Raw genomic sequence first — 22,263 nt, 5'->3', positions numbered from 1 at the left:
CTTATTGCTCCTGCCGATCGTTGGAGATCGCGCCGGTCGGGATTTCCATCGCGTCGGAGGATTTGCCGGGCGCGTCGTCCGCGACGGGCTCGGGCGGCGCGGCGCCCAGGAACCGTCGGCGGTTCTCGGCCCAGGCCGCGAGGCAGCCTGGATCCGAGCCCGCCGCCTGCCCGGCCAACTGGCAGCTCCGCAAGGCTGCCTGGAGCGGGTCTGTGGGCAGGTCGGTCGAGAGGGGCGCCGGGGGCGATGCCGGCTTCGGCTCGTCGCGGAGAGCCAGCAGGCTCATGGCGAGCGCGACGCCAAGGCAGGCGAACGCGCCGATGCGAGCGGGAAGCCGTATGTTCATCGCTCGTCCTCAGCGGTGAAACATCTGGGCCGGAGTCGGCTGGTAGCCGGTTCCGGACGCAAGGAAGCGGCGCAGCTGCTCGCGGGCCTGGTCCTGCGCGGCGGCACGCTGCGACGCCTCGAGCGCCTGCGCACGCCCTTGCGCCGCGACCACTGCGGTCAGGTCGGCGAGCTGCCGGGCCTGGAGGGCGAGCAGTTGATTGCCGGCCTGCGCTGCCTGCAAGGCGCCCGATGCCGACTGGCTTGAGCCGATCAGCCGGTCCATCGCGTCGCGCGACCCTTCGATATTGCCGACGACTCCCGCCTGCACCTTGAGTGCGTCCTCGAAGGCGGAGACGGTGTCCTCCCAGCGGGCGCGGGCATTGTCGACCAGCGTGCGGTCCGAGGCGGACGCCGCCGAGGCCCGGTACCGGCTGCTGAACACCTGGTCGATCGACTGCACCGAATAGGCGATGCGCTGTGCGCTGCCGAGCAGCTGCTGGGTTGCACGAACCTGGGCCTGCAGCTCGGCGAGGGCCGAGGTTGGCAGCGACGCCAGGTTCTTCGCGTCGTTGATCAGCGACTGCGCCTCGTTCTGGAGCGACCTGATCTGGTTGTTGATCTGCTCGAGCGTCCGTGCTGCCGTGAGCACGTTCTGCGAATAATTGGTCGGGTCGTAGACGATGCCGCCGAACTGGGCCTGGGCGGGCGTGGCCAGGCAAGCGAGAAGCAGCGCGGACGCGCCGGAGAGCGCGAAGGGGCGAAGCGAACGGATATGCATGACGTTTACTCCTGGGCAGTGAGGGGGAGAAGATCCGCGGCCCAGTCGAGGCCGCGGGCGCGCAGCCACGCAGGCGCAAAGCCGGCGCGGCCATGGGCTTCGAGGAGTTCTGCAATGCGTCGCTGGTCGGTGGGCGAGGATGCCGCGGCGAAGGCCAGCGCAACCTCGCCGAGCCCGAGATCGAACAGACGGTTGCCCCGGCGCGACTGGCAGTAATAGTCGCGCTTCGGGGTGGCGCGGGCGAGGATCTCGATCTGCCGGTCATTGAGGCCGAAGCGGCGGTAGATCGCAGCGATCTGTGGCTCGAACGCACGCTCATTGGGCAGGAAGATGCGGGTCGAACAGCTTTCGACGATTGCGGGCGCAATCGCCGACGTCTCGATATCCGCCAGGCTCTGGGTGGCGACGACGACGCTCGCATTCTTCTTGCGCAGCGTCTTCAGCCATTCGCGCAGCTGGGCGGCAAACGCCGGGCTGTCGAGGACGAGCCAGCCCTCGTCGATGATGATCATCGTCGGCGCGCCGCTCAGATGCGCTTCGATCCGGTGGAACAGATAGGAAAGGACGGCGGGCGCGGCGGCGCTGCCGACCAGCCCTTCGATCTCGAAGGCCTGGACGCGCGCTTCCCCGAGATGCTCGGACTCGGCGTCGAGCAGCTGACCGTGCGGGCCGCCGACGCAATAGGGACCGAGGGCTTGCTTGAGCTGCTGGGACTGGAGCAGCACCGCCAGGCCGGTCAGCGTCCGTTCCGGCACCGGGGCGGATGCGAGCGAGTTCAGGGCCGCCCAGAGATGCTCCTTGGCCTGTGGGTCGAGCGACACGCCTTCGGAGGCCAGGATCGCGGCCAGCCATTCGGCCGCCCAGCTGCGTTCGGCTAGGTCGTCGATCCGCGCAAGCGGCTGCAGGCGGACGCCGCACGACTCCTCATCCTGCGGCGAAGCCCCGAGATCCTGCCAGTCACCGCCCATGGCGAGCGCGGCGGCACGGATCGATCCGCCGAAGTCGAACGCGAAGATCTGCGCATTCCGGTAGCGGCGGAACTGCATCGTCATCAGCGCCAGCAGCACCGACTTGCCGGCACCCGTCGGCCCGACGATCAGGGTATGGCCGACATCGCCGACATGGAGCGAGAAGCGGAAGGGCGTCGACCCCTCGGTCCGCGCGAAGAACAATGGCGCCGCATCAAAATGCTCGTCGCGCGTCGGCCCGGCCCAGACCGCCGACAGCGGCACCAGATGGGCGAGGTTGAGCGTCGAGATCGGTGGCTGGCGGACATTGGCATAGACATGACCCGGCAGGCTTCCGAGCCAGGCTTCGACCGCATTCATCCCTTCGGCGATGACCGTGAAGTCGCGGCCCTGGATGACCTTCTCGACCAGCCGCAGCTTCTCGGCGGCAAGGCCTGCGTCTTGATCCCAGACGCTGACCGTTGCAGTCACATAGGCCTGGCCGACCAGGTCGCTGCCGAGCTCCTGCAATGCAAGGTCGGCATCGGCGGCCTTGTTCGAGGCATCGCTGTCGACCAGCACCGAGGCCTCGTTGGTCATCACTTCCTTGAGGATCGCGGCGATCGACTTGCGCTTGGCGAACCATTGTCGGCGGATCCGCGAGAGGAGCTTGGTCGCATCGATCTTGTCGAGGGTGATCGCGCGCGTGACCCAGCGGTACGGGAAAGCGAGTCGGTTGAGGTCGTCGAGCAGGCCCGGGAAGGTCGCGCTCGGGAAGCCGGTGATGGTCAGGGTCCGCAGATGCTGGCTGCCGAGCCTGGGCTCAAGACCGCCGACCAGCGGCTCGTCCGCGAGGATCGCGTCCAGATACATCGGGATCTCGGGCACGCGGACGCGCTGCCGCCGACAAGAGATCGTCGAATGGAGATAGGTCAGCGTCTCTGCGTCATCCAGCCAATGCGCTTCGGGCAAAAAGCCTTCGAGCAGTTGGAGCAGCCGCGTGCTGCGGTCGATAAAGCCGGCGACCAGCTCGCTGGGATCGACGCCGGAGCGCGATCGGCCTTCATAGAGCCAGCCTTCGGCCCGCGCTGCGTCCTCGGCGGGCGGCATCCACTGCAGCGTCAGGAAATAGGCGCTCTCGAAATGGGCGCCTTCCTCGGCGAACTGCTCGCGGCGCTCACGCTCGACGAGTGCGGAAGCGGGATCCGGGAAGGCGTCCTCGGGATAATCGAGCGCCGGTACGCGCTGCGCCTCGAAGAAGATCGCCCAGCCCGAGCCCAACCGGCGGAGCGCGCTATTGAGCCGGCCCGCCGTTGCGACCAGTTCCGACGGCGTCGCTGAATCGAGGTCTGGGCCACGGATGGCAGCGGTTCGCTGGAAGGAGCCGTCCTTGTTCAGCACGACGCCGGGCGCGATCAGCGCCGCCCAGGGCAAGAAATCCGAGACAGACGCGCCGCGCGCACGATATTCGCGGAGAGACATCATGTCCGCCTCACGCGCGCAGGAAAGCGGGGTAGCGCATGTGGCGCCGCCCGACTTCGAGGAATTGGGCGTCCCGGCGCGCAGCCCAGACGGCGGTTGCGTGGCCGACGGCCCAGATGAGCAGTCCGACCAGCCACAGCCGAAGGCCCAGACCCACCGCCCCGGCGAGCGTGCCGTTGACGATGGCAACCGAGCGGGGTGCGCCGCCGAGCAGGATCTGCTCGGTCAGCGCGCGGTGGACGGGGGCGAAATAGCCGGGGATCGCCGCGCCCGGATCGAGCGTCTCCATCAGACCAGCGCCCCGCCGCCAAAGCTGAAGAAGCTCAAGAAGAAGGAGCTGGCGGCGAATGCGATGCTCAGCCCGAACACGATCTGGATCAGGCGTCGGAAGCCCCCCGAGGTCTCGCCGAAGGCGAGCGTAAGGCCGGTGACGATGATGATGATCACCGCGATGATCTTGGCGACGGGCCCTTCGATGCTCTCCAGGATCGACTGGAGCGGGCTTTCCCAGGGCATAGACGAGCCCGAAGCATGCGCCGGCCCGGCGAGGAGTGCTGCCAGGGCGCAGGTGGTGAGAGCGGCCGCACGAGTGCGGACGGCCAAAAGCGAGACGTTCATTCGACTTCTCCGTCGGTGAGGAATGTGAGGCTGTATTCGCCCGAGGGTTCGAGGCCTTGGACGCGGGCGAGCTCGGCGAGACGCCGGCCGGCGCCGTCGCGCACCAGCACCGCGATCAGGCCGATCGTCTCGGCGATCAGCGGACGCGGCACGGTGGTGACGGCTTCCTGGATCAGTTGCTCGAGGCGGCGCAGCGCGCCGAGGGCGGTGCCCGCATGGATCGTGCCGATGCCGCCGGGATGGCCGGTGCCCCAGGCCTTGAGCAGATCAAGCGCCTCGGCGCCTCTGACTTCGCCGATCGGGATGCGGTCGGGACGCAGACGCAGCGAGGAGCGGACGAGTTCGGCGAGCGTCGCTACGCCTTCCTTGGTGCGCATCGTGACCAGATTGGGCGCGGTGCACTGGAGCTCGCGCGTGTCCTCGATCAGAACGATGCGGTCGCTGGTGCCGGCGATTTCAGCGAGCAGCGCGTTGGTGAGCGTCGTCTTGCCGGTCCCGGTGCCGCCGGCGACGAGGATATTGTCGCGACCCGCGACGCCGCTGCGCAGCGCCACGCACTGCTTGGGTGAGATGATGCCTGAGGCGACATAGTCGTCGAGGGTGAAGACTGCCACGGCGGGCTTGCGGATCGCGAAAGCCGGTGCGGTCACTACCGGCGGGAGCAGGCCCTCGAAACGCTCACCGGACTCCGGAAGCTCTGCCGATACGCGGGGCGAGCGGGCATGCACCTCGGTGCCGACATGGTGCGCGACGAGGCGGATGATGCGTTCGCCGTCCGCCGACGGCACCGTCATCCCGGTGTCGGCGAGTCCGGAACCAAGCCGGTCGACCCAGAGCCGGCCATCGGGATTTAGCATGACCTCGACGATTTCGGGATCGTCGAGCCAGGCCGCGATCGAGCTGCCGAGCGCAGTCCGCAGCATGCGCGCGCCGCGGCGCGAGGCTTCGGAACGGACGGGAGTTGCGCTCACTTCACGATACCCTGGTTTCAGGCCGGCGCGATGCTGCTCCGGCGACAGGGCTGACTAAGGGGGCGCGATTTTTGCGGTTTGCAACAGCAGGCTGGCGTCGTCGCGCGCTGGCGTAGCTTTAGAAAGCGACGGCACCTTGGTTATGCCGAAAAGTGCGGTGGTCGGCACTCGCGGAACAGATCGCCGCGAATCGGCGACCGGCATCGCCGCGTCTGATTCGACATCGGGCAATTGCGTATTCCGGAAGGAAAACGATCAGCGGAAACTGGCCGCATGACCTGGACCCTCATCCGCCTCGAACTCGCGCGCAGCCGGGAATTTCCCGAAGGCTCCCCCGCCCATGCGTATCTCCTGCGCGTGCCGCTCGACGGCCACGCGATAGCGGACGCCCGCGCGCTCCGAGCCCATCCCGAGCGAGCGGAAGTGCTGCGCATCTGGCCCGATGAGCCCGATCAGCGCGGTTATCTGCTTCATCGCGGCAACCGCTGGATCTTCTCCTATGCGCCCGGCGACGCCGACGACGAGCCGGTCTTTCATCTCGAAACCCATCCACTGCGGCTTGGCGAATATGTCACCATCACCGAACGCGACGGAAAGCCACGCGCCTTCAGGATCACAGAGTGCGAAGCGCTCGCCGACGCATGAGAGCCTTTGCGCAGGAATAGAGACATGCCGACCGCGAAGATCCTGATCCGATGCGGCCTCGTTTCCTCGCTGCTGTATGTGGTGATCGACCTCGCCGCCGCGCTGGCTTGCCCGGCTACGACTATACGGCACAGGCCGTCAGTGAGTATGGCGCGATCGGCGCCCCCACCCGTTCGATCGTCCTCGCGCCCTTCCTGCTCTATGACTTGCTGCTGATAGGGTTCGGCGCCGGAATCCGGGCGCAGGCTGGGCTGAAAGCGACAGGATCGTTCATCATCGCGGTCGGCCTGATCGGCCTGATTGCGACATTTTTCCCGATGCACATGCGGGGAAGCCCGAGAGACTTGAGCGACACGATGCATCGGGTCCTGACCGGTCTCACCGTCGCCTGCATCATCGGGGCGGTCGGCTCCGCGGCCCTGACGCTCCGCGGAGACTTTCGCTGGTTCTCGGCCGCAACCATCATGATCATGCTGGCCTCTGGGTTGCTGGCGGGGTTCCAGGCGCCGCGCCTCGATGCCGGCTTGCCGACGCCCGGCCTCGGCATCTTCGAGGCATCAACATCGGCGCCTGGCTGCTATGGGGAGGGCTGTTGTCGATCCGGCTGCGGGACTGTCGTCCCAATTCCGGCAACGGGTCGGGCGTTAACCTCAGCCGGTATTGACGCTACCGGAACACGAAGCCGTTCGAGTTCCTATGGCAGCCCGGGCGGCGGTCAGACCGACGTGCCGATCAGGCTGCCGATACCGGCAGTGACAGCCATCGCCAGCGCGCCCCAGAAAGTGACGCGCACCACCGAGCGTGCCGGCGAAGCGTCTCCTGCGATCGCGCCCAGCGCGCCGAGAACGGCCAGGCAGAGCAGTGACGTTGCGCTGACCAGCCAGATCAACAGCCGCTCGGGAGAAAGTGCCGCGATCAGCAGCGGCGCCGCGGCACCTGCGCTGAAGGTCGCCGCCGAGGTGAGCGCGGCCTGGAGCGGCCGCGCTGACGAGAGATCGGACATTCCCAGTTCGTCGCGGGCGTGCGCACTGAGCGCATCCTTTGCCATCAGCTGACTGGCGACCTCGCCGGCCAGAGCGGGATTGAGCCCGCGCGAGATGTAGATCTGCGCGAGCTCCTCATGCTCAAAGCCGGGCTGCTCGGCGAGTTCGCGCTGTTCCTTTGCCAGGTTCGCGTGCTCGCTGTCCGATTGGGAGCTGACCGAGACATATTCGCCCGCCGCCATCGACATCGCCCCAGCGACCAGCGCGGCGGTGCCGGCGAGAAGGACACCCGCGCTGCCGCTGTCCGACGCCGCGACGCCCACGATCAGACTGCCGGTCGAGACGACGCCGTCATTGGCGCCAAGCACGGCGGCGCGAAGCCAGCCGATCCGCTGGACGCTATGACGTTCGGGATGGGTCGTGACGCTTCGCATGCCTTGCCTCCTCGCACCGGCCGCCGATGCTCGCACTAGGTAAGATCACCAAGCGCCGCGCCCTCAGTGCTGGCCTAGCCTTCACCAAGCCAAGGCCGCGCGAACGCGCCCGGCATTAAAGGAGGCAGACATGTATCGCAGCATTCTTGTCCCGGTCGATCTCGACCAGCCAAGCTCCTGGGAGAAGGCGCTGCCGACGGCAGTAGCGCTGTGCAAGAGCTTCAGCGCCAAATTGTCGCTAGCGAGCGTCGTGCCCGAGCGCACCGCCATGCTCGAGGCGCAATGGTCGCCGCTTGCCTTTCGCGGGATGATGGAGGCCGCGCGCGCCAAGCTCGGATCGCTTGCCGCCACGGTCGAAGGTGCCGGTGAGGTCGCTCACCATGTCGAATGCGGCGGCATCTATGCGACGATCCTGTCGATCGGCGAGCTGATCGGCGCGGATCTCATCGTCCTGTCCTCGCATCGTCCAGCGATGCGCGACTATCTGCTCGGCGCGAATGCGTCTCGCGTGGTGCGTCACGCGAAATGCTCGGTGTTCGTGGTACGCGACGCTGTTCCCAATGCCGCCTGACCAGACGACCGCTGACCCGGCTGCCACCGCTGCGCGTGCGGGGCCCGCCGGACTGAGCGAAGCGGAGGCAATGCTTCGGCTGGCGACGGACGGCTACAACGAACTGGCGCGACGCCGCCGCCGGTCACTCGCCGGCGTCGTACTCGGCGTTCTCCGCGAACCGATGCTCCTGCTGCTTCTGATCGGCGGCGGGATCTATCTGGCGCTCGGCGATCTCGGCGAGGCGCTGATGCTGCTCGCTTTCGCAGGCTTCTCGGTGGTGGTGACGGCGGTCCAGGAGTCGCGCAGCGAGCGCTCGCTCGAGGCGCTTCGGGAGATGGCGAGCCCGCGCGCATTAGTGCTGCGCGACGGCGCGCACCGGCGCATTCCCGGCCGTGAAGTGGTGCGCGGCGACCTGGTCCTGCTCGGCGAGGGCGACCGGGTTCCAGCCGATGGCTGGGTAGTCGACAATGACGCGCTTGCCCTCGACGAGTCGCTGCTGACCGGCGAATCCGTCGCGGTCGCCAAGGTCGAGGCACCCGATGGATCAGATCTGGCTGCGCCGCGGCCAGGCGGCGATGGTCTCGCTTATGTGTTTTCGGGAACCCTTGTGGTGCGCGGCAGTGGACTCTGCAGGGTCGCTGCCACCGGCGAGAGAAGCGAGATCGGGCGGATCGGCCAGTCTCTTGCGCTCCTGGAGACGCAATCGCCCCGGTTGTACCGCGAGACCCGACGGCTGGTGGCGTCGTTCGCGGCAGGCGCCGTCCTGATCAGCGGCCTCGCGGTACTGCTGTTCGGACTGTTGCGTGGAAGCTGGCTGGAGGCGGCACTCGCGGGGATTGCGCTGGGCATGTCGATGATGCCCGAAGAATTTCCCGTGGTGCTCGTCATCTTTCTTGCGATGGGGGCTATGCGCATGTCGCGCGAGCGCGTGCTGGCCAGACGTGCCGCCGCGATCGAGACGCTGGGGTCGGCAACCGTGCTCTGCACCGACAAGACCGGCACGCTCACCGAGAACCGGATGACGGTCGCCGAGCTCAGGCTTTCCGATGACAGCGCCTTCGCAACCGATGGAACAGCGCTTCCCGAAGCATTCCTGCCCATCGCGGAGCTGGCACTGCTCGCCAGCGCGCCGCAGCCCTTCGATCCGATGGAGATTGCGTTTCATGATCTCGGCCGCACGCAACGCGAGGCCGGCACTGCAGGGCGGCGCGCTGCCGACTGGGACTTGAGCCACCAATATCCACTCGATCCAGGGCTGCTGGCGGTGTCGCATGTGTGGCGGACGGGCGGCGCGGCCGAGGACCATCTGATCGCATCCAAGGGCGCGCCGGAGGCGATCGCCGAGCTGTGCGGACTGGACGCCGATGCGCGCGCCGCGATGCGTGCCGCGGTCGATGCGATGGCCGGCGAAGGGCTGCGCGTGCTGGGCGTCGCCGAGGCGCGCTGGCGCGGGCGCGACTTTCCCAAATCCCAGCGCGGGTTCGACTTCGCCTATCGCGGCCTTGTAGGTCTGCGCGATCCATTGCGGGCATCGGTGCCCGAAGCGGTGCGGCAATGCCGGAGCGCGGGCATCCGCGTGGTGATGATCACAGGCGACTATCCCGAGACGGCGCGGGCGATCGCGCGCGCTGCGGGGATCGTTGAAGGCGAAGTCGTCACTGGAGCCATGCTCGCTGCCATGAATGATGCCGAGTTGGCGCGGCGCGTGCAGCACATCACGGTCTTCGCGCGGATCATGTCCGAGCAGAAGCTGCGGATCGTCGAGGCGCTCAAGTCAGCAGGCGAAGTCGTCGGGATGACGGGCGACGGAGTAAACGACGCGCCGTCGCTCAAGGCGGCCGATATCGGGATCGCAATGGGCGGTCGCGGGACCGACGTGGCGCGCGAAGCCGCCGCGATCGTTCTTCTGGACGACGATTTCGGGTCGATCGCGACCGCGATCCGCATGGGCCGGCGGATCTACGACAATCTCCGCAAGGCGATGGGGTTCATCGTCGCCGTACATATTCCGATCGCAGGTCTTGCGCTGATGCCGTTACTCTTCGGCCTGCCGATCCTGCTGGGACCGGTTCATATCGCGCTGCTCGAGATGATCATCGATCCCGTCTGCTCACTGGTTTTCGAGGCGGAGACCGACGAAGCCGATGTCATGCGCCGGCCGCCGCGTCCGCCCCGTAGCCTTTTATTGTCCCGCGCGCTGGTCGGCTGGTCGATCGCCCAGGGGCTGGCCGCCCTTGCGAGCGTCTCCGCCGTGCTGCTTTGGCTGCTCGCGGCGGGCGCGCCCGAGGCGGAATTGCGCGGCACGACATTCTTCGCGCTGGTCGGCACGATCCTAAGCCTGGTTCTGGTCAACCGATCCTTCTCGGCATCGCTCGTGACCGCGCTGCGTCGTCCCAACATCGCCTTCGCGGCAATCGCGGCACTGGCGGCAGCGGCGCTGGCGCTCGCGGAATTTGTGCCCGCTGCCGCCAAGCTCCTTGGCATGACGGCGCTCGGCTGGACCGATGGCCTGGTGGCACTGGGCGCAGGCGCGTTCGTGCTGGTTGCACTCGAGGCCGCGAAGCATTTCCGGCGGCGCCCCGGGACTGCGTGACCCGCCAGCGCAACGCCTCGCCGGCGCGGCGCTGCTAGGCGCCGATCGCGCGACGGGCGAGGGCGACCACATCGGCCAGTGGCTGCGCCGCCGGGAGCCGGCGCCAGTCCGCAGGCGGCGGGACATAGTCATCGGATTGCGCGACCACCACTACGGCATTGGCATCGGAGGCGTCGGCCTGGCGGGCGCATACCCTGTCGAGACGGACATCTTCGCTCGCTTCGAGCCACAGCCCGACGAACGACACATGCGCGTGAACTGCGGCATGGGCGATGGCGTCGCGTTGCTCCGGGGTGGCGGCGACTGCGTCCGCTATCACGGCGGTGCCTTGGGCGAGGTGCCGACCGGCAAGATTGGCGAGCAGCGTGTAGACAACGCGGCTCGCGAGCGGACTGTAGAGCGAGGCCGGCAGCTTTTGCTCCGGCGGCACCTGCGCCAGCCGCTTGCGGAGCACATCGCTGCGCAGTATCCGCGCGCCCGGCGCAGCCCCGAGCTCGGCGCCAAGCGACCGCGACACAGCCGATTTCCCGGTCCCCGACAGGCCGGCGACGGTGACCAGCCTTGGGCGCACGGGGGCGATCAGTTCGGCCGCGAGTGATAAGAACGCCTCGGCCTCGCGGGTTTGCTCCGCAGCGCCGCTTCGCGCAGCAGTCGCAGTGAGAACGTGCGCGCGGATCGTTGCACGGACCGAGAGGAACAGCGGCAGCAGCCGCACGCCGTTTTCATCGGCGGAGCGGTCGACATAGCGGTTGAAGACGAGGTTCGCTTCGGTGCGCAGGTTCCTGTGCCACAGGTCCATGAGCAGGAAGGCCAGATCGTAGAGCGTGTCTATCGTCGCGAGTTCGACACTGAACTCCAGACAGTCGAACGGCGTCGGCTCGCCTTCCACCAGAGCGACATTGGCGAGATGAAGGTCGCCATGGGCGTGGCGTACGAAACCCTTGCGTCCGCGTTCGTCGAGCAAGCCGGAATGGCGCTTCCAGCTGGCGCGCTGCGCTTGGAGCAATGCGGCGATACGTGCCTCACCCAGCACGCCAGCGAAGGGAGCCAGGCTCTCGGCATTTCCCTCGATCACGTTGCCAAATCTCATGGCGCCATCGCGGACCACAACCCTTTCCGCATGCTCGTGGAAGCCGTGGATGCGGTCGGCGAGGCCTTGCATCAGCCCCGGATCGAGAGCCCCTGCGTCCGCGAGCTCGTCGAGCAGCGCGCCATCGGGAAACCGTTCCATCTCGAGGATCCAGTCGACGGCGGGACCTTCGCCGCCGATCGCCAGCGTCTCGTCGACGCGAACGACAGGAAGCACCGCGCGATATAGGCCCGGCGCGGTTCGCCGGTTCAGCAGGAGCTCGGCCTCGAGCGCAGCGCGGCGCAGCTCGGGAGTAGAGAAGTCGAGATAGGCATAGCGCACCGCGCGCTTGAGCTTCCAGGCGCGGTCCCCGGCAAGAAAGACGGTTGCGGCATGGGTGTCGATACGCCGGCATGGTCCCGCCGTCGCCAGCCCATCCGGGCTCGCAAGAAAGCGCAGGATCTCGGCCTGGACCGGTTCGGCATTGCGGGGAGCAGGACGAAGGTTCGGTGGCATCGTCCCGCGCCGCTTCTCAATGGGTGAGGAAAACAGGCACCGGGCATTCGGCGAGCATCCGCTTGGTCACCCCGCCGAGCGCCGCCTCGATGAAGCGGCTATGCCCAAAGCCTCCCATCACCAGATAGGCGGCACCCAGCGAGTCGATCGTATCGAGGATCACCGTGCTCGGGATATCGAACATCGAGCTCTCGCGCCGAATGGTGGCGGTCATGCCATGCATGACGAGATAGTCGAGGGCCGCGTTGGCTGGCGCCCTGACCGAACCGTCCTGCACTTCGAGCAGGGTGATGGCCGTCGCGTGCTGGAGCAGGGGCACGGCCGCGCGCAATGCGGCATCGGCTTCCTTGCTGCCGTCCCAAGCGATCAGCGCGTGCCCATAGGCTCCGAACCCGCGAACCTGCTCGGGAACGGCTATGATCGGGCGTCCGGCACCGATCAGCACTTCACCCGCGATCTCGCGCATGTCGGGCTTCCCGCCCGCGAGTTCGCGGTTGAGGATGATGAGGTCGGTGAGGCCCGCGGCGTCGCGAACGCTGGGGCTTAGATAACCGGTCGTCTCGACCCAGTCAAAGTCGAGCCCCGACGCCTTGAGCTGCGGCTCGGTTCGCGCCCGGTTCGCCAGCTCGCGCTGCTGCTCGCACTCGAGCACCATCGCGGTCGCCCGGCAATCGTCCATGCCAGCCACGATCGCGGGCGGCATCTCGACCACATCGAGACAGGTCAGGTGCCCGCCAAGGACACGCGCCAGGTCAAGCGCGACCGACAGGCGCGCCTGCTGGCCTGGGTCGTCATGCATCAGCAACAGGATGTTCTTCATGTCGGCCTCCGCCAATATCGATGGCCAAGGCTAGGTGGGGCACGGATAGCCCGACATAGGGGTTGTTACGGACGCGCGGGCCTCGCGCCGCAACTGGAAACTTTACGAGGCGGCGAAGTGTCGCAATTGTCGGAGACTCGCCGAAAGCGCGCCACTCTGGCTTCCAAAACGCCCCTCGCCGGCAAGTCCTCCAATTCAACCATTTGCCATCCTGCGCGCGGTAAATTGAACAGGCGGTAGGTTTTGGTGCGCTCCCGATCAACTTCGATGTCGGAAGACGGGTCGGAAGCTGCCTTCCGGTCAGCGCGATCCGACGCTCGGGTTTACATCGTCGGACACTTCGTTCTTCAGCCGCGGTCCGAAATCCATGCGCCGATTGAGCGTTTCGACGAAGCGCTCCCAGCGTTCCTTGCCCATCGCCTGCGCCGCCGCCAGCGCGGTGTCGGGCAGCGGCGGATTGTTGATCAGCCAGAAGCGCACGAACAGCGCCAGCGTCTCATTGCCCAGTTCGACATGCCAGGCGAGCCGATCCGCCTGGCGGGTGATGCGATCGAGCCGGCGGCTGAGGGCCGCTTCGAGATGCTCGCTGCTGTCACCGGACAGGAAGCTAGCGAGCGCGGTCTCGACCACCAAGGCCTGCGTGACTCGCTTGCGCGCGGCATAATCGGCAAGCTGCGCCGAGAGATCAGGCGGCAGCCGGAAGGTGTGCTTGACCCTGAGCCCGCTCATAACGCGATCCCATCGCTTGGATCGAGAGACGCCTGGCGGGCGGCGCCGCGCATCCGATCGTTCTCCCGCCGGGCGGCGGCGGCATCGTCGCTCGCCGCATCGTCGAACTCGAATTCGCCGGGTGGTGGTGGCGGGGGTAAGGGAACGATCTCCTGCTCGACCGGCAGCTCCGGCTCACGGCGGATGCCGCCATTAGCCGCATCGTCTTCATCGTCCCCCTTCGGTGTGGCGGCATTGCTACCTTCGGACGCGGGCAGGCTGGACCAGTCGTTCGCACGAGGCGGCCGCCCCTCGGGTGACGGAGGCGCGATCACGCGCGCCTTGAGTCTCGGGTCGGCATAGTAACGGACCTTCAGCGCGCGGATCGGGTGGACGCCGGCCACCATCACGATCTCGTCGTCGGGCGGAAGCTGCATCACTTCGCCAGGCGTCAGCAGGGCGCGCGCGGTTTCGGTGCGCGACACCATCAGGTGCCCCAGCCAGGGCGAGAGCCGGTGGCCGGCATAGTTCTTCATGGCACGCATCTCGGTCGCGGTGCCGAGCGCGTCGGAAATCCGCTTGGCGGTTCGCTCGTCATTGGTCGCGAAGCTTACCCGGACATGGCAGTTGTCGAGGATCGCATTGTTGGGGCCATAAGCCTTCTCGATCTGGTTCAGGGACTGGGCGATCAGGAACGCCTTGAGGCCATAGCCCGCCATGAAGGCGAGCGCGGACTCGAAGAAGTCGAGGCGGCCAAGCGCCGGGAACTCGTCGAGCATCAGCAGCACCTTGTGGCGGCGGGCACTGGGCTTGAGTTCCTCGGTCAGGCGGCGCCCGATCTGGTTAAGGAGAAGGCGGATCAGAGGCTTGGTCCGGCTGATGTCGGAAGGCGGCACGACCAGGTAGAGGGTCGCCGGGCGATCGCCCTCGACCAGGTCCGCGATCTGCCACTCGGACCTGGCTGTGACGCGCGCCACGACGGGATCGCGGTAGAGCCCAAGGAAGGACATGGCGGTCGAGAGCACGCCTGAGCGCTCATTCTCCGACTTGTTGAGCAGTTCGCGCGCGGCCGACGCGACCACCGGATGCACGCCCTCCTCGCCGAGGTGCCGCGTCGACATCATCGCGGCGAGCGTGGCTTCGATCGGCCGCCTCGGGTCTGACAGGAAGGCGGCCACACCGGCGAGGGTCTTCTCGGGTTCGGCATAGAGGACGTGGAGAATCGCCCCGACGAGCAGCGCGTGGCTTGTCTTCTCCCAATGGTTTCGGCGCTCGAGCGAGCCTTCGGGGTCGACCAGCACATCTGCGACATTCTGGACGTCGCGCACTTCCCATTCGCCGCGCCGCACTTCGAGCAGCGGATTATAAGCCGCCGACTGGGGGTTGGTGGGATCGAACAGCAGCACCGTGCCGACCCGGGCGCGAAAGCCCGCGGTCAGCGTCCAGTTCTCGCCCTTGATGTCGTGGACGATCGCCGAGCCGTGCCAGGTGAGAAGCGAGGGAATGACCAGGCCGACGCCCTTGCCCGAACGGGTGGGCGCGAAGCACAGCACATGCTCGGGACCGTCGTGGCGGAGATAGGCGCGGCGCAGGCGGCCGAGCACGACGCCGTCATCGCCCAGCAACCCGGCCCGCTCCATTTCCTGCTCGCTTGCCCAGCGCGCCGAGCCATAGGTCTCGGCGTGCTTGCGTTCGCGGGCGCGCCACACCGACATGGCGATGGCGACGACGACCGCGACGATGCCGCCGGACGCGGCGATATAGGCGCCGGTCACGAAGATCTCGGGCGCATAGGCGTCGTAGCTGAACCACCACCAGAAGAAGGCGGGCGGCGGATAGACCGGATAGCCGCGAACGACGAACCAGGGCGGCCCCAGCGCGCTTTGGTAGCCGAGCGCCTTTGCGGTCCATTGGGTCGCACCCGAGACCGCGCCGAGCACGGTCAGGAGGACGATCACGACCTGACCCCACAGGATTTTCGAGGATTGCATGGGAAGCGCCTTTTCTAGATGCCGAGGCCGCGGCTACGGCCGAGTGTCCAATCGATCCCGCCCCCGCCAGCCATGGTGCTGGTGACGATCTGACCGAGCTGGCGTTCGAGCGCCGGCCGCCAGGGGACAAGCTGGAAGCCCAGCCCATCGTCGATCATTGCGAAGCGGCCCGAGGCGAGCGTCACGCGCTCGCGGTAGGTGCCGGCGATGGTGGATCCCGGCCCTGCCTCATAGGGCTTGAGCCCGGTGCGTTCGGCGATCCGTGTGGTGGCCTCGCGCAGCTCTGCCGAGCGCAGCGTGTCGATCAGGTTCGGAGCGAGCACGACCCGACCTCCGCGCCGGCTCGCCAGGCCCTGGCCGATCAGCTGCTCCTCGCGCGCTGCCATCGCCGCCCGCACGTCGCCGCCGAACGCCCGGCCGGTCAGCGAAGGATCGTTCCCGAGCAATTGCCGGTCGAGCCAGGTCGCGCCACGTGCCTTTACCTGCGCATCGAGCGCGAGATCGCTGCGGACGGCCAGCGCGCTGCGTGCGGCCCCGCTACGGTCCTGCCAGTTGCGGACCTCGACGATCGCGCCGGGGCTGGCGTCGCCCGTCAGCGCGAGGTCGGTGAAGCGCAAATGATGGAGGCGGCCATCGATACCGTCGATGATCGCATAGGCGCTGCCGGCGAGCTCGTCCTGAAGCCCGCGCTCGACCAGCCGGCCGATGACCGGCTCGGCGGCGCCTTGGCGGTGGATCGCGAGCTGCCCGTCATGGAGATCGCGTCCCGCGCCCTGCATGGCGCGATGCATTATTTTGATGATGTCGCCGCGCTCGCCAAGCGCGCGAAGCCGCGGCTCGAGATCGGCCTTGAGCTTCCAGCGCGCCGTGCCCGCCGGGGTGGCCAGACCAAGCCGCTCGAGCTTCTGCGCCCGCCCCATCAGCAACAGGTCGCAGCGTTCGTGCCGCGCATCGGCCTGCGGCCGAAGGTCGACAATATTGTCCTCGCCGGCGCGCGCCTGCAAGCCGCGATCGAGACTGGTCCAGCGCTCGGCCTCGACCTCACGCCCGAGCGCGGCGTCGATATCGCGCGCACTGCGCGGACCAAGCTCGAGGGTGACGCGGGCTTCGGCGCGGTGACGCAGCCCTTGCGCGATATAGGCGCGGTCGATCACGAGATCGGCGCCATCGCCCGCCACCCCGCGGACCAGCACATGGACGTGCGGATTGTCGGTGTTCCAATGGTCGACCGCGACCCAGTCGAGCGGCGTGCCGAGATCCTTGGCGGCATCGGCCATCAGTTCGCGCGTGAAGGTCCTGAGATCGGCGAGCTCGCCCGCATCCTCGGGCGATACGATGAAGCGGAAGTGGTGGCGGTCGTCCGCGCAGCGTCCGGCGAAGGCGTCGCCGCTCGCCTGGTCGCCGCGCGCGTCGAACATCGAGGCGTCGCGGCCATCGCGGGTCACGCCGTCGCGCTCGAGATAGGCGATATGACGACCGAGCGGTGCCCCGCGAAATTGCGGTCCCCGATGGCGAACGATGCGGGCCGCAATCACGACGCGTCGCGACCCGGCGAAACGCCGGACGGCAAGCGTCGCACCGCGGCCGCGCGCGAGTCGTCCGGACCCGCCGCCCCGCCGGGCGATCCCCGCGACGAAGCCCGAGCGTCCCGCCGCGCGCTTGACCTGGGCGGCGAGGCTCAGCGGACGGGCGTTGTCCGATCCCCGGCTTCGCCCCTTTCCGGGTCTGATCCGGAAGTCGTCGTCGCCGCTCATGAGCGTGCTCCCGGCGCGTGTGCCAGCGCCCGATGCGTTGATTTTGCGGCACAAAATTGGGCTTGCGACGGCTGAATCCAATCGGCGACGGCGCAAATTCGCAAGCCGCAACAACCATTTAGCCGCCCGTAGACGGCGGCGCTTTTATCTTGCCATCCCCAACTACGCCCTTCTGTCGCCTCCCACACCCAGCGTCTCTCATATTTCCGAAGCGGAAAGAGACGACGCAGAAACATGCGCATACCCGTCATTTCGGAACGCCCGTCCGCGGCACGAAGACCGGATCCCGAGGAGGTTCGGACGGTCGTGCGTCAGGCTTGCTCTGCGGTTCGGGGGACGAAGATTGGCCGGGTTGAGCGTCATCCGTGCCCGCAGGTTCGGACGTGCCGACGAACAATCCACCCCACCGCCAGGCCTCGGCATCGGGCAATGCGCGAACGGGAACCGGAGCGCTGCCGCCGATCATTCGCCCGGAAAGGCGAGCGACATAGGCGATGGTTTCCGCGGGCAAGGGACGGCCCGAAAGATAGGCTTCGTAGCGCCCCGGCCCGGCATTATAGGCGGCGAGGAAGCCGGGATCGCCATAGCGATCGAGCAGCTCGCGAAGATAGGCGGTGCCTGCGAATATGTTGTCGCATGGGTCGAAGGGATCGTGCCCGAGTGCGTAACGCGCACGCAACTCGGCCCAGGTGCCGGGCATCAGCTGCATCAGCCCCATCGCGCCCTTCGGCGACACGGCATAGACCGCACCGCCACTCTCCACCGCGATTACCGCGCGGATCAGCGCGTCCGTAATCGCGAAACGCGCAGCGGCGCGTGCGATCGGCGCATCGAGCACCACCGAAGGTGCGCATGTCGCCGAGATGGGGACGGCATGCGCGCTCGCCAGCGGCGAGCCAATGCATGCCAGCACCCAGGCCACGGCCGACAAACGCCCGCCAGATCGAGGGCCGATCGCACGCGGCATCACTGCTGCTCGGTCTCGCGGCGGCGCCGGTTGCGCTGCCAGAAGAGCAAATGCGGCTGGCCCTCGATCGTCGGCCGGAACAGGTTGGCGCGAATGGCGCGCGGCAATTGCGGATCGTCGACGACGACCGCCAGATAGGCCCCGGCGCGCTCGCCAGTGCGCTTCCAGGCAGCCCCGATCTCGGGTCCGTCGGCGGTCTCGCCGGCATGGACGCGGAAGTCGGGTGCGTTCCTGACGTCGCTGCGAGTGGCAGGCAAGATCAGAACCGCAGCCCTGAGTCCGAGCATCTCGAGGCGGCCGGAATAGCCGTCGCCATGCTCGCGAAATTCACCGATCCTGATCATTTGGACGCTCCTTGGTCTTCGCTTGGGAAAAGGATGGCAGATCGGCATCCGCGCCTCCGGGCAGCCACAGAGGCGTCATCACCCCGATGATTCCGCGCGCGGGGATAGGCCCGGAATAGCGGCCGTCGAAGCTCGCGGCCGAGGCCGGGTTGAGCAGAAAAACCTCGCCGGCGCCGAGCGTACGGCAGCCGCTCCAGGAGGGTAGCGGGCGCCCCATCCGATCGCGCGGGCGCGCCTCCGCGACGTGTTCGCCGTCGATCGACACCATTAGCCCAGTGCGGCAGACACGCTGTCCGGCGGTGGCCGCGACATGCTTGAGCATGGGGACGCGTGAGGGGAGATAGCCGCGATGGGCCATCAGCAAGGCGACCGGCGCCGGCGCATGCGCCGCGACGAGATCCCCGCGCTTCAGATTGGACGCGGGACGTGCCAAGTAGAGCCCCACGGGCACGCTGGCGCTGACATTCCACATCAGCCGCGGCACCGGCTGGACGAACGCCGGGATCACCACGGCGGCGATCGCGCAGTAGCCGGTAAGCAGGACGCCGAAGCGCGTCATGCGCCGATCTCCCGCCGCAGCAGCCAGGCGCGATGCCGCGCCAGCGAATAGGCGCGCGAGGCTTGGCCGGCGACCAGCCGATTGTGCGCGTGGCGCCAATAATCGGGCGCGACCGCGCACGGATCGATGCCGAGATCCTCGATCGCGTCAATCAGCTCGAGCACGCGCCTGACCTTCGGCCAGCCGCCCAGATGGAGCAGCAGTTCGCCGCCGGGCGTGACACAGGCGAGCGTCGTATAGGCACCACCCGGGGCAACGGTCCGGACGATATCGAGCCGGGAAAGGACTGTGCCATAGTCGTTCGATGCCCAGCGCACGAAGGCGAACACGCTGCCGGCGGCGAAGGAAAGCAGGCGCCGGCGTCGGTCGAGGATCTGGTCGAGAAGCGGCGCGCCGAAGCGGATCCAGCACTCGGTCGACTGCTCTACCCAGGTCAGCTCGACCGTGGTTATCCCCGGGAAGGGAGAGCCTTGTTCGCGCGCGGGGACAAGCGCCCCCGGCTCGGAAGCGACGCTCGGCGCGCTCATCGCCGCACCGGCCCCTTGCGCTCGAGGATGCTCGGATCGATGCGCTTGGCGGGATGGACGGTGCCGGTGCCGCTGTCTGAGGTCGAGCGGCGGACGCCCTGGTCGGCCCAGCGGATCAGGTCGTCGACCGAGTAGACGATGCGCCCGCCCAGCTTACGATAGACGGGGCCGGTGCCATAACAGCGATGCTTCTCCAGCGTGCGCGCCGACAGGCCGAGGAGCAGTGCCGCATCGGGTGTCCTGAGCAGCCGCTGCGTCGTCTCACCAGTCATTCGGAGCCTCCGGGGTTGGCCCGGCAAGCACCGCGGGCCAGTTCCAATCACGGGCGTTCAATGGCGGCAGATGGCACCCCGGAGGGAGCGGCCGAAACCGCACCGGGGCAAATGTCGCCCCTTAGCCGGACAGGAGACGGCGATAGCCACCTGCGGCGAGCGCCAGGGCCTCGGCCAAGAGCCGTTGGACGCGGCGGCGCTCGCTCATCGCCTTCCACGCAGCCGCGTCGGTCCCGGCAAGCCAGGGATAGACGATTCCCATGCCGATCTCGCGATTGCTGGCGCCCGCCACCGAGGCGTCGAGCACGCTGAGGAGCAGCGCCAGGCGGTGCCGCTGCAAGGCGCTCGGGCGCATGGCAGCCAGTGGCTCGGCCATGCTCAGCCCGGCAAACATGCGCCGTGCCGCGTCGCAGGTGGCAGCGCGCAGCGCGTCGGCCAGCGGCGGCAACAGGATCACCAGCGGCGCGCTGAGTTCGGTCCCCAGGACCTCAAAACGATGCCGCGCGCCGGCGATGTCGAAGACGAGATGACGCCTGTCGGCAACGCTGAACTCGATCGCAGGCTCGATGTCGGGAAGCGGCGAGGCGCCGGCAAGGCCGGCGGGCGCCGCCGCCAGCGAGACGATCTGCGACGCGCATTCCGCCCGCCAGATCGCGGGCGCCGCGCGCACTGGCCGATCGGGATCGAACAGGCGCACCAGCCCCCAGCTTCGTGCTTCAGCCAAGCACTTCCTGGCCGCCAAGGGCGCTGCCCGACCGCGCCAGGCCGCGCGATACGCCGCGTTTCGCCGCAGGAATTCCTGCGCGAAGTCGGGGCGGTCGTGCTTCGCAAACCAGTGGGCCTGGGCCGTAAGAGGCGGGCGGATGGCGACGGCGAGGCGCTCCGGCGGGACTATTCCCGCCCGAAAGGCTCGCCATTCACTACCCGCGACCGAAGGCCCGCCGATGGCACAAGGCTATCCCCGCGCGCGGACAACTGAAGCAAACCATCAGCCCAACAAGCACGCGAAAGGCGCCCCGCCGTCTCCGGCGGGGCGCCTTGGCCTGGTGTCAGTCGTTGCTGGCGCGCCGCGGGCGCGACCAGATCAGGCTAAAGGTCTCACCGCCTTCGTCGTCGAAGAGGTTCGCGAAGATGGGCTGGGTGAAGCTGGGATCGTCGAGCTTGACCGAGAGATAGTCGCGCTGCTCGGCCGAGGTCTTGGCCCAGGCGGCGCCGATTTCCGCGCGGCCGACATAGACCCGGTGGGTGGGTGCATTGTCGGTCGGGCGATTGTCTTCCGGGACGATCCGGACGCCCTTGGCCTGGACGCTGAGGGTCACGATCGAGCCCTGATATTCGTCGCCGACCTTCTTGAAGCTGCCGATGTTCGCCATGTCACTTACTCCGATTTCGAGTACCGCCCCATGCGGCCTCGATGGCGTCCAAAGGACGGGTGCGGATGACGCCGCAGCTCTGCCCACAGCGAAGCGGAGGACTGCCAAAGCGGGCTTTCTTGCCTCGCGAGGAATGGGCGCGTCCGGGGTCCCCGCGCGCTTGCGCGTGGGGCGGAAGCCCAGGGGAAGAAAGTCCGTGACGCAGTTGCGGCTAGTCAGACGAGGCGAAGCCGGTATCCGGTCAAACAGCCATCAACGAGGCCTCAGGGGCGGCCCGCAAGCGGAAAAAGACCGTGGCGAGAACACGCGCGTACCCAGGAAACGGCGTGGCAGCTTACGATCGTCCCGCCCACACAGGCTCGGTTTCGGACCTGACCGAACCGACCGCCGAACGACGCCCATCCGCCCATGGGACCTTGCAAGCGCGCACCGGCCTGCAGGGCGCACCCCGCCTCGACGCGTCACGTTCGAACGTCTGCAGCCCCCCGCACGCCGCCGACCTCGCCCCTCCTGTGACGAGGCGATGACCCACCAGATCGATGCTCGCCCGGCGCCCACGCACGGCCCGAGGCACGGCGGCGCGCCGAACGGAGGGTCGCCGCTCGCAGCGAGTGCTGCCGGCACAGGGTCAGCGCGCGGCGGTCCCCGGTGCGCGTACGAAGGACGAGACCTTCTCGGCTACCTCGCGCAGCGACGCGGCGATCCGGTTAAGTTCGGATGTCTCGGCGGGCGCGCAATCATAGCGGGTGGTCAGATATTCGCGCCGCTCGGACAAGCGGCCAAGATGCGCAAGCGTGCGCTTGCGCAGCACGAGCGTCGCGCCGACCGCGTGCGCGGTTCGCATCCCAGATCGTGCTGGAGATGCCGTACCGTCGCCGGAGAATGCCATGCGGCGAGGAGACAGGCGTTCAGATAAAGCTCGATCGCGTGGATCGCGAGCAACCGATAGGGAGCGCGTGACAGCGGCGAGCCGCGACGCTCGGTCGGCAGCAGCGCCTCGGCGGCGCGCCGATATTCATCGGTGAGCGCCAG

Annotated in this window: 23 protein-coding genes and 1 pseudogene; 4 read left to right on the top strand and 20 right to left on the bottom strand. The window is 67.9% G+C overall.

Annotated features, from left to right (window positions below):
- Position 1 precedes the first annotated feature (1 nt).
- Genes trbK-alt through trbB form a run of 6 tightly spaced genes read right to left on the bottom strand, consistent with a single transcriptional unit; the run spans position 2 to position 5,075 of the window.
- Positions 2 to 346, bottom strand: coding sequence for a putative entry exclusion protein TrbK-alt (gene trbK-alt / locus COC42_RS12340; RefSeq protein WP_096343616.1), 345 nt, complete (start codon positions 344 to 346; stop codon positions 2 to 4).
- 9 nt (positions 347 to 355) lie between these two features.
- Positions 356 to 1,105 carry a P-type conjugative transfer protein TrbJ gene (trbJ, locus tag COC42_RS12335; protein ID WP_096343615.1) on the bottom strand — a complete coding sequence of 250 codons (750 nt, stop codon included), beginning with the start codon at positions 1,103 to 1,105 and terminating at the stop codon, positions 356 to 358.
- 5 nt (positions 1,106 to 1,110) lie between these two features.
- On the bottom strand, positions 1,111 to 3,537 hold the full coding sequence (gene trbE / locus COC42_RS12330) for a conjugal transfer protein TrbE (RefSeq protein WP_096343614.1): 2,427 nt from the start codon (positions 3,535 to 3,537) through the stop codon (positions 1,111 to 1,113).
- Between the two features lie 7 nt (positions 3,538 to 3,544).
- Positions 3,545 to 3,823, bottom strand: a complete 279-nt coding sequence (locus COC42_RS12325; protein ID WP_096343613.1) for a VirB3 family type IV secretion system protein — start codon at positions 3,821 to 3,823, stop codon at positions 3,545 to 3,547.
- A complete protein-coding gene (locus COC42_RS12320) occupies positions 3,823 to 4,152 on the bottom strand; it encodes a TrbC/VirB2 family type IV secretion system protein (protein ID WP_096343612.1) in 330 nt (109 codons plus the stop codon). The genes COC42_RS12325 and COC42_RS12320 overlap by 1 nt, the downstream gene beginning before the upstream one ends.
- Positions 4,149 to 5,075, bottom strand: coding sequence for a P-type conjugative transfer ATPase TrbB (gene trbB, locus COC42_RS12315; protein ID WP_425442850.1), 927 nt, complete (start codon positions 5,073 to 5,075; stop codon positions 4,149 to 4,151). Before trbB ends, COC42_RS12320 begins: the two co-directional genes overlap by 4 nt.
- A gap of 279 nt (positions 5,076 to 5,354) precedes the next feature.
- Here trbB and COC42_RS12310 point away from each other — a divergent pair, with 279 nt between their 5' ends.
- Complete coding sequence (locus COC42_RS12310; protein WP_245844090.1) at positions 5,355 to 5,768, top strand: hypothetical protein; 414 nt, start codon at positions 5,355 to 5,357, stop codon at positions 5,766 to 5,768.
- A 50-nt stretch (positions 5,769 to 5,818) separates the two neighbouring features.
- Positions 5,819 to 6,313: pseudogene (locus tag COC42_RS18230) on the top strand (DUF998 domain-containing protein); the annotation flags it as partial.
- 170 nt (positions 6,314 to 6,483) lie between these two features.
- Here the strand turns inward: COC42_RS18230 and COC42_RS12300 are convergent.
- Positions 6,484 to 7,185, bottom strand: coding sequence for a VIT1/CCC1 transporter family protein (locus COC42_RS12300; protein ID WP_096343609.1), 702 nt, complete (start codon positions 7,183 to 7,185; stop codon positions 6,484 to 6,486).
- A 130-nt stretch (positions 7,186 to 7,315) separates the two neighbouring features.
- Between COC42_RS12300 and COC42_RS12295 the strand changes: the two genes are divergently transcribed.
- Both COC42_RS12295 and COC42_RS12290 read left to right on the top strand, forming a co-directional pair.
- Positions 7,316 to 7,756, top strand: a complete 441-nt coding sequence (locus COC42_RS12295) for a universal stress protein (RefSeq protein ID WP_096343608.1) — start codon at positions 7,316 to 7,318, stop codon at positions 7,754 to 7,756.
- A complete protein-coding gene (locus tag COC42_RS12290) occupies positions 7,746 to 10,331 on the top strand; it encodes a cation-translocating P-type ATPase (protein ID WP_096343607.1) in 2,586 nt (861 codons plus the stop codon). Before COC42_RS12295 ends, COC42_RS12290 begins: the two co-directional genes overlap by 11 nt.
- A 34-nt stretch (positions 10,332 to 10,365) precedes the next feature.
- Here the strand turns inward: COC42_RS12290 and COC42_RS12285 are convergent, their stop codons facing one another.
- The 13 genes from COC42_RS12285 to COC42_RS17825 form a co-directional block, all read right to left on the bottom strand.
- Entirely contained in the window at positions 10,366 to 11,916 is a 1,551-nt protein-coding gene (locus COC42_RS12285) for a bifunctional aminoglycoside phosphotransferase/ATP-binding protein (protein WP_096343606.1), read from the bottom strand.
- 16 nt (positions 11,917 to 11,932) lie between these two features.
- Positions 11,933 to 12,736: a universal stress protein gene (locus COC42_RS12280; RefSeq protein ID WP_096343605.1), complete on the bottom strand. Its 804-nt coding sequence runs from the start codon at positions 12,734 to 12,736 to the stop codon at positions 11,933 to 11,935.
- Between the two features lie 300 nt (positions 12,737 to 13,036).
- Positions 13,037 to 13,465: a CopG family transcriptional regulator gene (locus COC42_RS12275; protein ID WP_096343604.1), complete on the bottom strand. Its 429-nt coding sequence runs from the start codon at positions 13,463 to 13,465 to the stop codon at positions 13,037 to 13,039.
- Positions 13,462 to 15,435 (bottom strand): conjugal transfer protein TraG, encoded by a 1,974-nt coding sequence (locus COC42_RS12270; protein ID WP_096343603.1) that lies wholly within the window; start codon positions 15,433 to 15,435, stop codon positions 13,462 to 13,464. Before COC42_RS12270 ends, COC42_RS12275 begins: the two co-directional genes overlap by 4 nt.
- Positions 15,436 to 15,449: 14 nt before the next feature.
- On the bottom strand, positions 15,450 to 17,189 hold the full coding sequence (locus COC42_RS12265; RefSeq protein ID WP_096343602.1) for a relaxase/mobilization nuclease domain-containing protein: 1,740 nt from the start codon (positions 17,187 to 17,189) through the stop codon (positions 15,450 to 15,452).
- A gap of 247 nt (positions 17,190 to 17,436) precedes the next feature.
- Positions 17,437 to 18,111: a lytic transglycosylase domain-containing protein gene (locus COC42_RS12260; protein ID WP_342747320.1), complete on the bottom strand. Its 675-nt coding sequence runs from the start codon at positions 18,109 to 18,111 to the stop codon at positions 17,437 to 17,439.
- A gap of 44 nt (positions 18,112 to 18,155) precedes the next feature.
- Positions 18,156 to 18,500 (bottom strand): DUF736 domain-containing protein, encoded by a 345-nt coding sequence (locus COC42_RS12255; RefSeq protein ID WP_096343601.1) that lies wholly within the window; start codon positions 18,498 to 18,500, stop codon positions 18,156 to 18,158.
- A complete protein-coding gene (locus tag COC42_RS12250) occupies positions 18,484 to 19,059 on the bottom strand; it encodes a S26 family signal peptidase (protein ID WP_096343600.1) in 576 nt (191 codons plus the stop codon). The genes COC42_RS12255 and COC42_RS12250 overlap by 17 nt, the downstream gene beginning before the upstream one ends.
- Complete coding sequence (locus tag COC42_RS12245) at positions 19,056 to 19,586, bottom strand: DUF2840 domain-containing protein (protein ID WP_096343599.1); 531 nt, start codon at positions 19,584 to 19,586, stop codon at positions 19,056 to 19,058. The genes COC42_RS12250 and COC42_RS12245 overlap by 4 nt, the downstream gene beginning before the upstream one ends.
- Entirely contained in the window at positions 19,583 to 19,858 is a 276-nt protein-coding gene (locus tag COC42_RS12240) for a helix-turn-helix transcriptional regulator (protein ID WP_096343598.1), read from the bottom strand. The genes COC42_RS12245 and COC42_RS12240 overlap by 4 nt, the downstream gene beginning before the upstream one ends.
- Before the next feature lie 121 nt (positions 19,859 to 19,979).
- Positions 19,980 to 20,723 (bottom strand): DNA -binding domain-containing protein, encoded by a 744-nt coding sequence (locus tag COC42_RS12235; RefSeq protein ID WP_281253113.1) that lies wholly within the window; start codon positions 20,721 to 20,723, stop codon positions 19,980 to 19,982.
- Positions 20,724 to 20,907: 184 nt separating this feature from the next.
- Positions 20,908 to 21,231 (bottom strand): DUF736 domain-containing protein, encoded by a 324-nt coding sequence (locus tag COC42_RS12230; RefSeq protein WP_096343596.1) that lies wholly within the window; start codon positions 21,229 to 21,231, stop codon positions 20,908 to 20,910.
- A gap of 628 nt (positions 21,232 to 21,859) precedes the next feature.
- On the bottom strand, positions 21,860 to 22,075 hold the full coding sequence (locus COC42_RS17825) for a hypothetical protein (protein ID WP_217991289.1): 216 nt from the start codon (positions 22,073 to 22,075) through the stop codon (positions 21,860 to 21,862).
- Positions 22,076 to 22,263: the final 188 nt, after the last annotated feature.

It is taken from the genome of Sphingomonas spermidinifaciens (assembly GCF_002351485.1).
GTDB classification, from domain to species: Bacteria; Pseudomonadota; Alphaproteobacteria; order Sphingomonadales; family Sphingomonadaceae; genus Sphingomonas; species Sphingomonas spermidinifaciens.
The sequence above is the reverse complement of the archived record's forward strand: the minus strand, read 5'-3'. Positions and strand labels throughout refer to the sequence as shown.

Excerpts from the sequence above, each read along its gene's own strand:
- trbK-alt (WP_096343616.1), bottom strand. The coding sequence starts at position 346 with ATGAACATACGGCTTCCCGCTCGCATCGGCGCGTTCGCCTGCCTTGGC.
- trbJ (WP_096343615.1), bottom strand. The coding sequence starts at position 1,105 with ATGCATATCCGTTCGCTTCGCCCCTTCGCGCTCTCCGGCGCGTCCGCG.
- trbE (WP_096343614.1), bottom strand. The coding sequence starts at position 3,537 with ATGATGTCTCTCCGCGAATATCGTGCGCGCGGCGCGTCTGTCTCGGAT.
- COC42_RS12325 (WP_096343613.1), bottom strand. The coding sequence starts at position 3,823 with ATGGAGACGCTCGATCCGGGCGCGGCGATCCCCGGCTATTTCGCCCCC.
- COC42_RS12320 (WP_096343612.1), bottom strand. The coding sequence starts at position 4,152 with ATGAACGTCTCGCTTTTGGCCGTCCGCACTCGTGCGGCCGCTCTCACC.
- trbB (WP_425442850.1), bottom strand. The coding sequence starts at position 5,075 with ATGCTGCGGACTGCGCTCGGCAGCTCGATCGCGGCCTGGCTCGACGAT.
- COC42_RS12300 (WP_096343609.1), bottom strand. The coding sequence starts at position 7,185 with ATGCGAAGCGTCACGACCCATCCCGAACGTCATAGCGTCCAGCGGATC.
- COC42_RS12295 (WP_096343608.1), top strand. The coding sequence starts at position 7,316 with ATGTATCGCAGCATTCTTGTCCCGGTCGATCTCGACCAGCCAAGCTCC.
- COC42_RS12290 (WP_096343607.1), top strand. The coding sequence starts at position 7,746 with ATGCCGCCTGACCAGACGACCGCTGACCCGGCTGCCACCGCTGCGCGT.
- COC42_RS12285 (WP_096343606.1), bottom strand. The coding sequence starts at position 11,916 with ATGCCACCGAACCTTCGTCCTGCTCCCCGCAATGCCGAACCGGTCCAG.
- COC42_RS12280 (WP_096343605.1), bottom strand. The coding sequence starts at position 12,736 with ATGAAGAACATCCTGTTGCTGATGCATGACGACCCAGGCCAGCAGGCG.
- COC42_RS12275 (WP_096343604.1), bottom strand. The coding sequence starts at position 13,465 with ATGAGCGGGCTCAGGGTCAAGCACACCTTCCGGCTGCCGCCTGATCTC.
- COC42_RS12270 (WP_096343603.1), bottom strand. The coding sequence starts at position 15,435 with ATGCAATCCTCGAAAATCCTGTGGGGTCAGGTCGTGATCGTCCTCCTG.
- COC42_RS12265 (WP_096343602.1), bottom strand. The coding sequence starts at position 17,189 with ATGAGCGGCGACGACGACTTCCGGATCAGACCCGGAAAGGGGCGAAGC.
- COC42_RS12255 (WP_096343601.1), bottom strand. The coding sequence starts at position 18,500 with ATGATCAGGATCGGTGAATTTCGCGAGCATGGCGACGGCTATTCCGGC.
- COC42_RS12250 (WP_096343600.1), bottom strand. The coding sequence starts at position 19,059 with ATGACGCGCTTCGGCGTCCTGCTTACCGGCTACTGCGCGATCGCCGCC.
- COC42_RS12245 (WP_096343599.1), bottom strand. The coding sequence starts at position 19,586 with ATGAGCGCGCCGAGCGTCGCTTCCGAGCCGGGGGCGCTTGTCCCCGCG.
- COC42_RS12240 (WP_096343598.1), bottom strand. The coding sequence starts at position 19,858 with ATGACTGGTGAGACGACGCAGCGGCTGCTCAGGACACCCGATGCGGCA.
- COC42_RS12230 (WP_096343596.1), bottom strand. The coding sequence starts at position 21,231 with ATGGCGAACATCGGCAGCTTCAAGAAGGTCGGCGACGAATATCAGGGC.
- COC42_RS17825 (WP_217991289.1), bottom strand. The coding sequence starts at position 22,075 with ATGCGAACCGCGCACGCGGTCGGCGCGACGCTCGTGCTGCGCAAGCGC.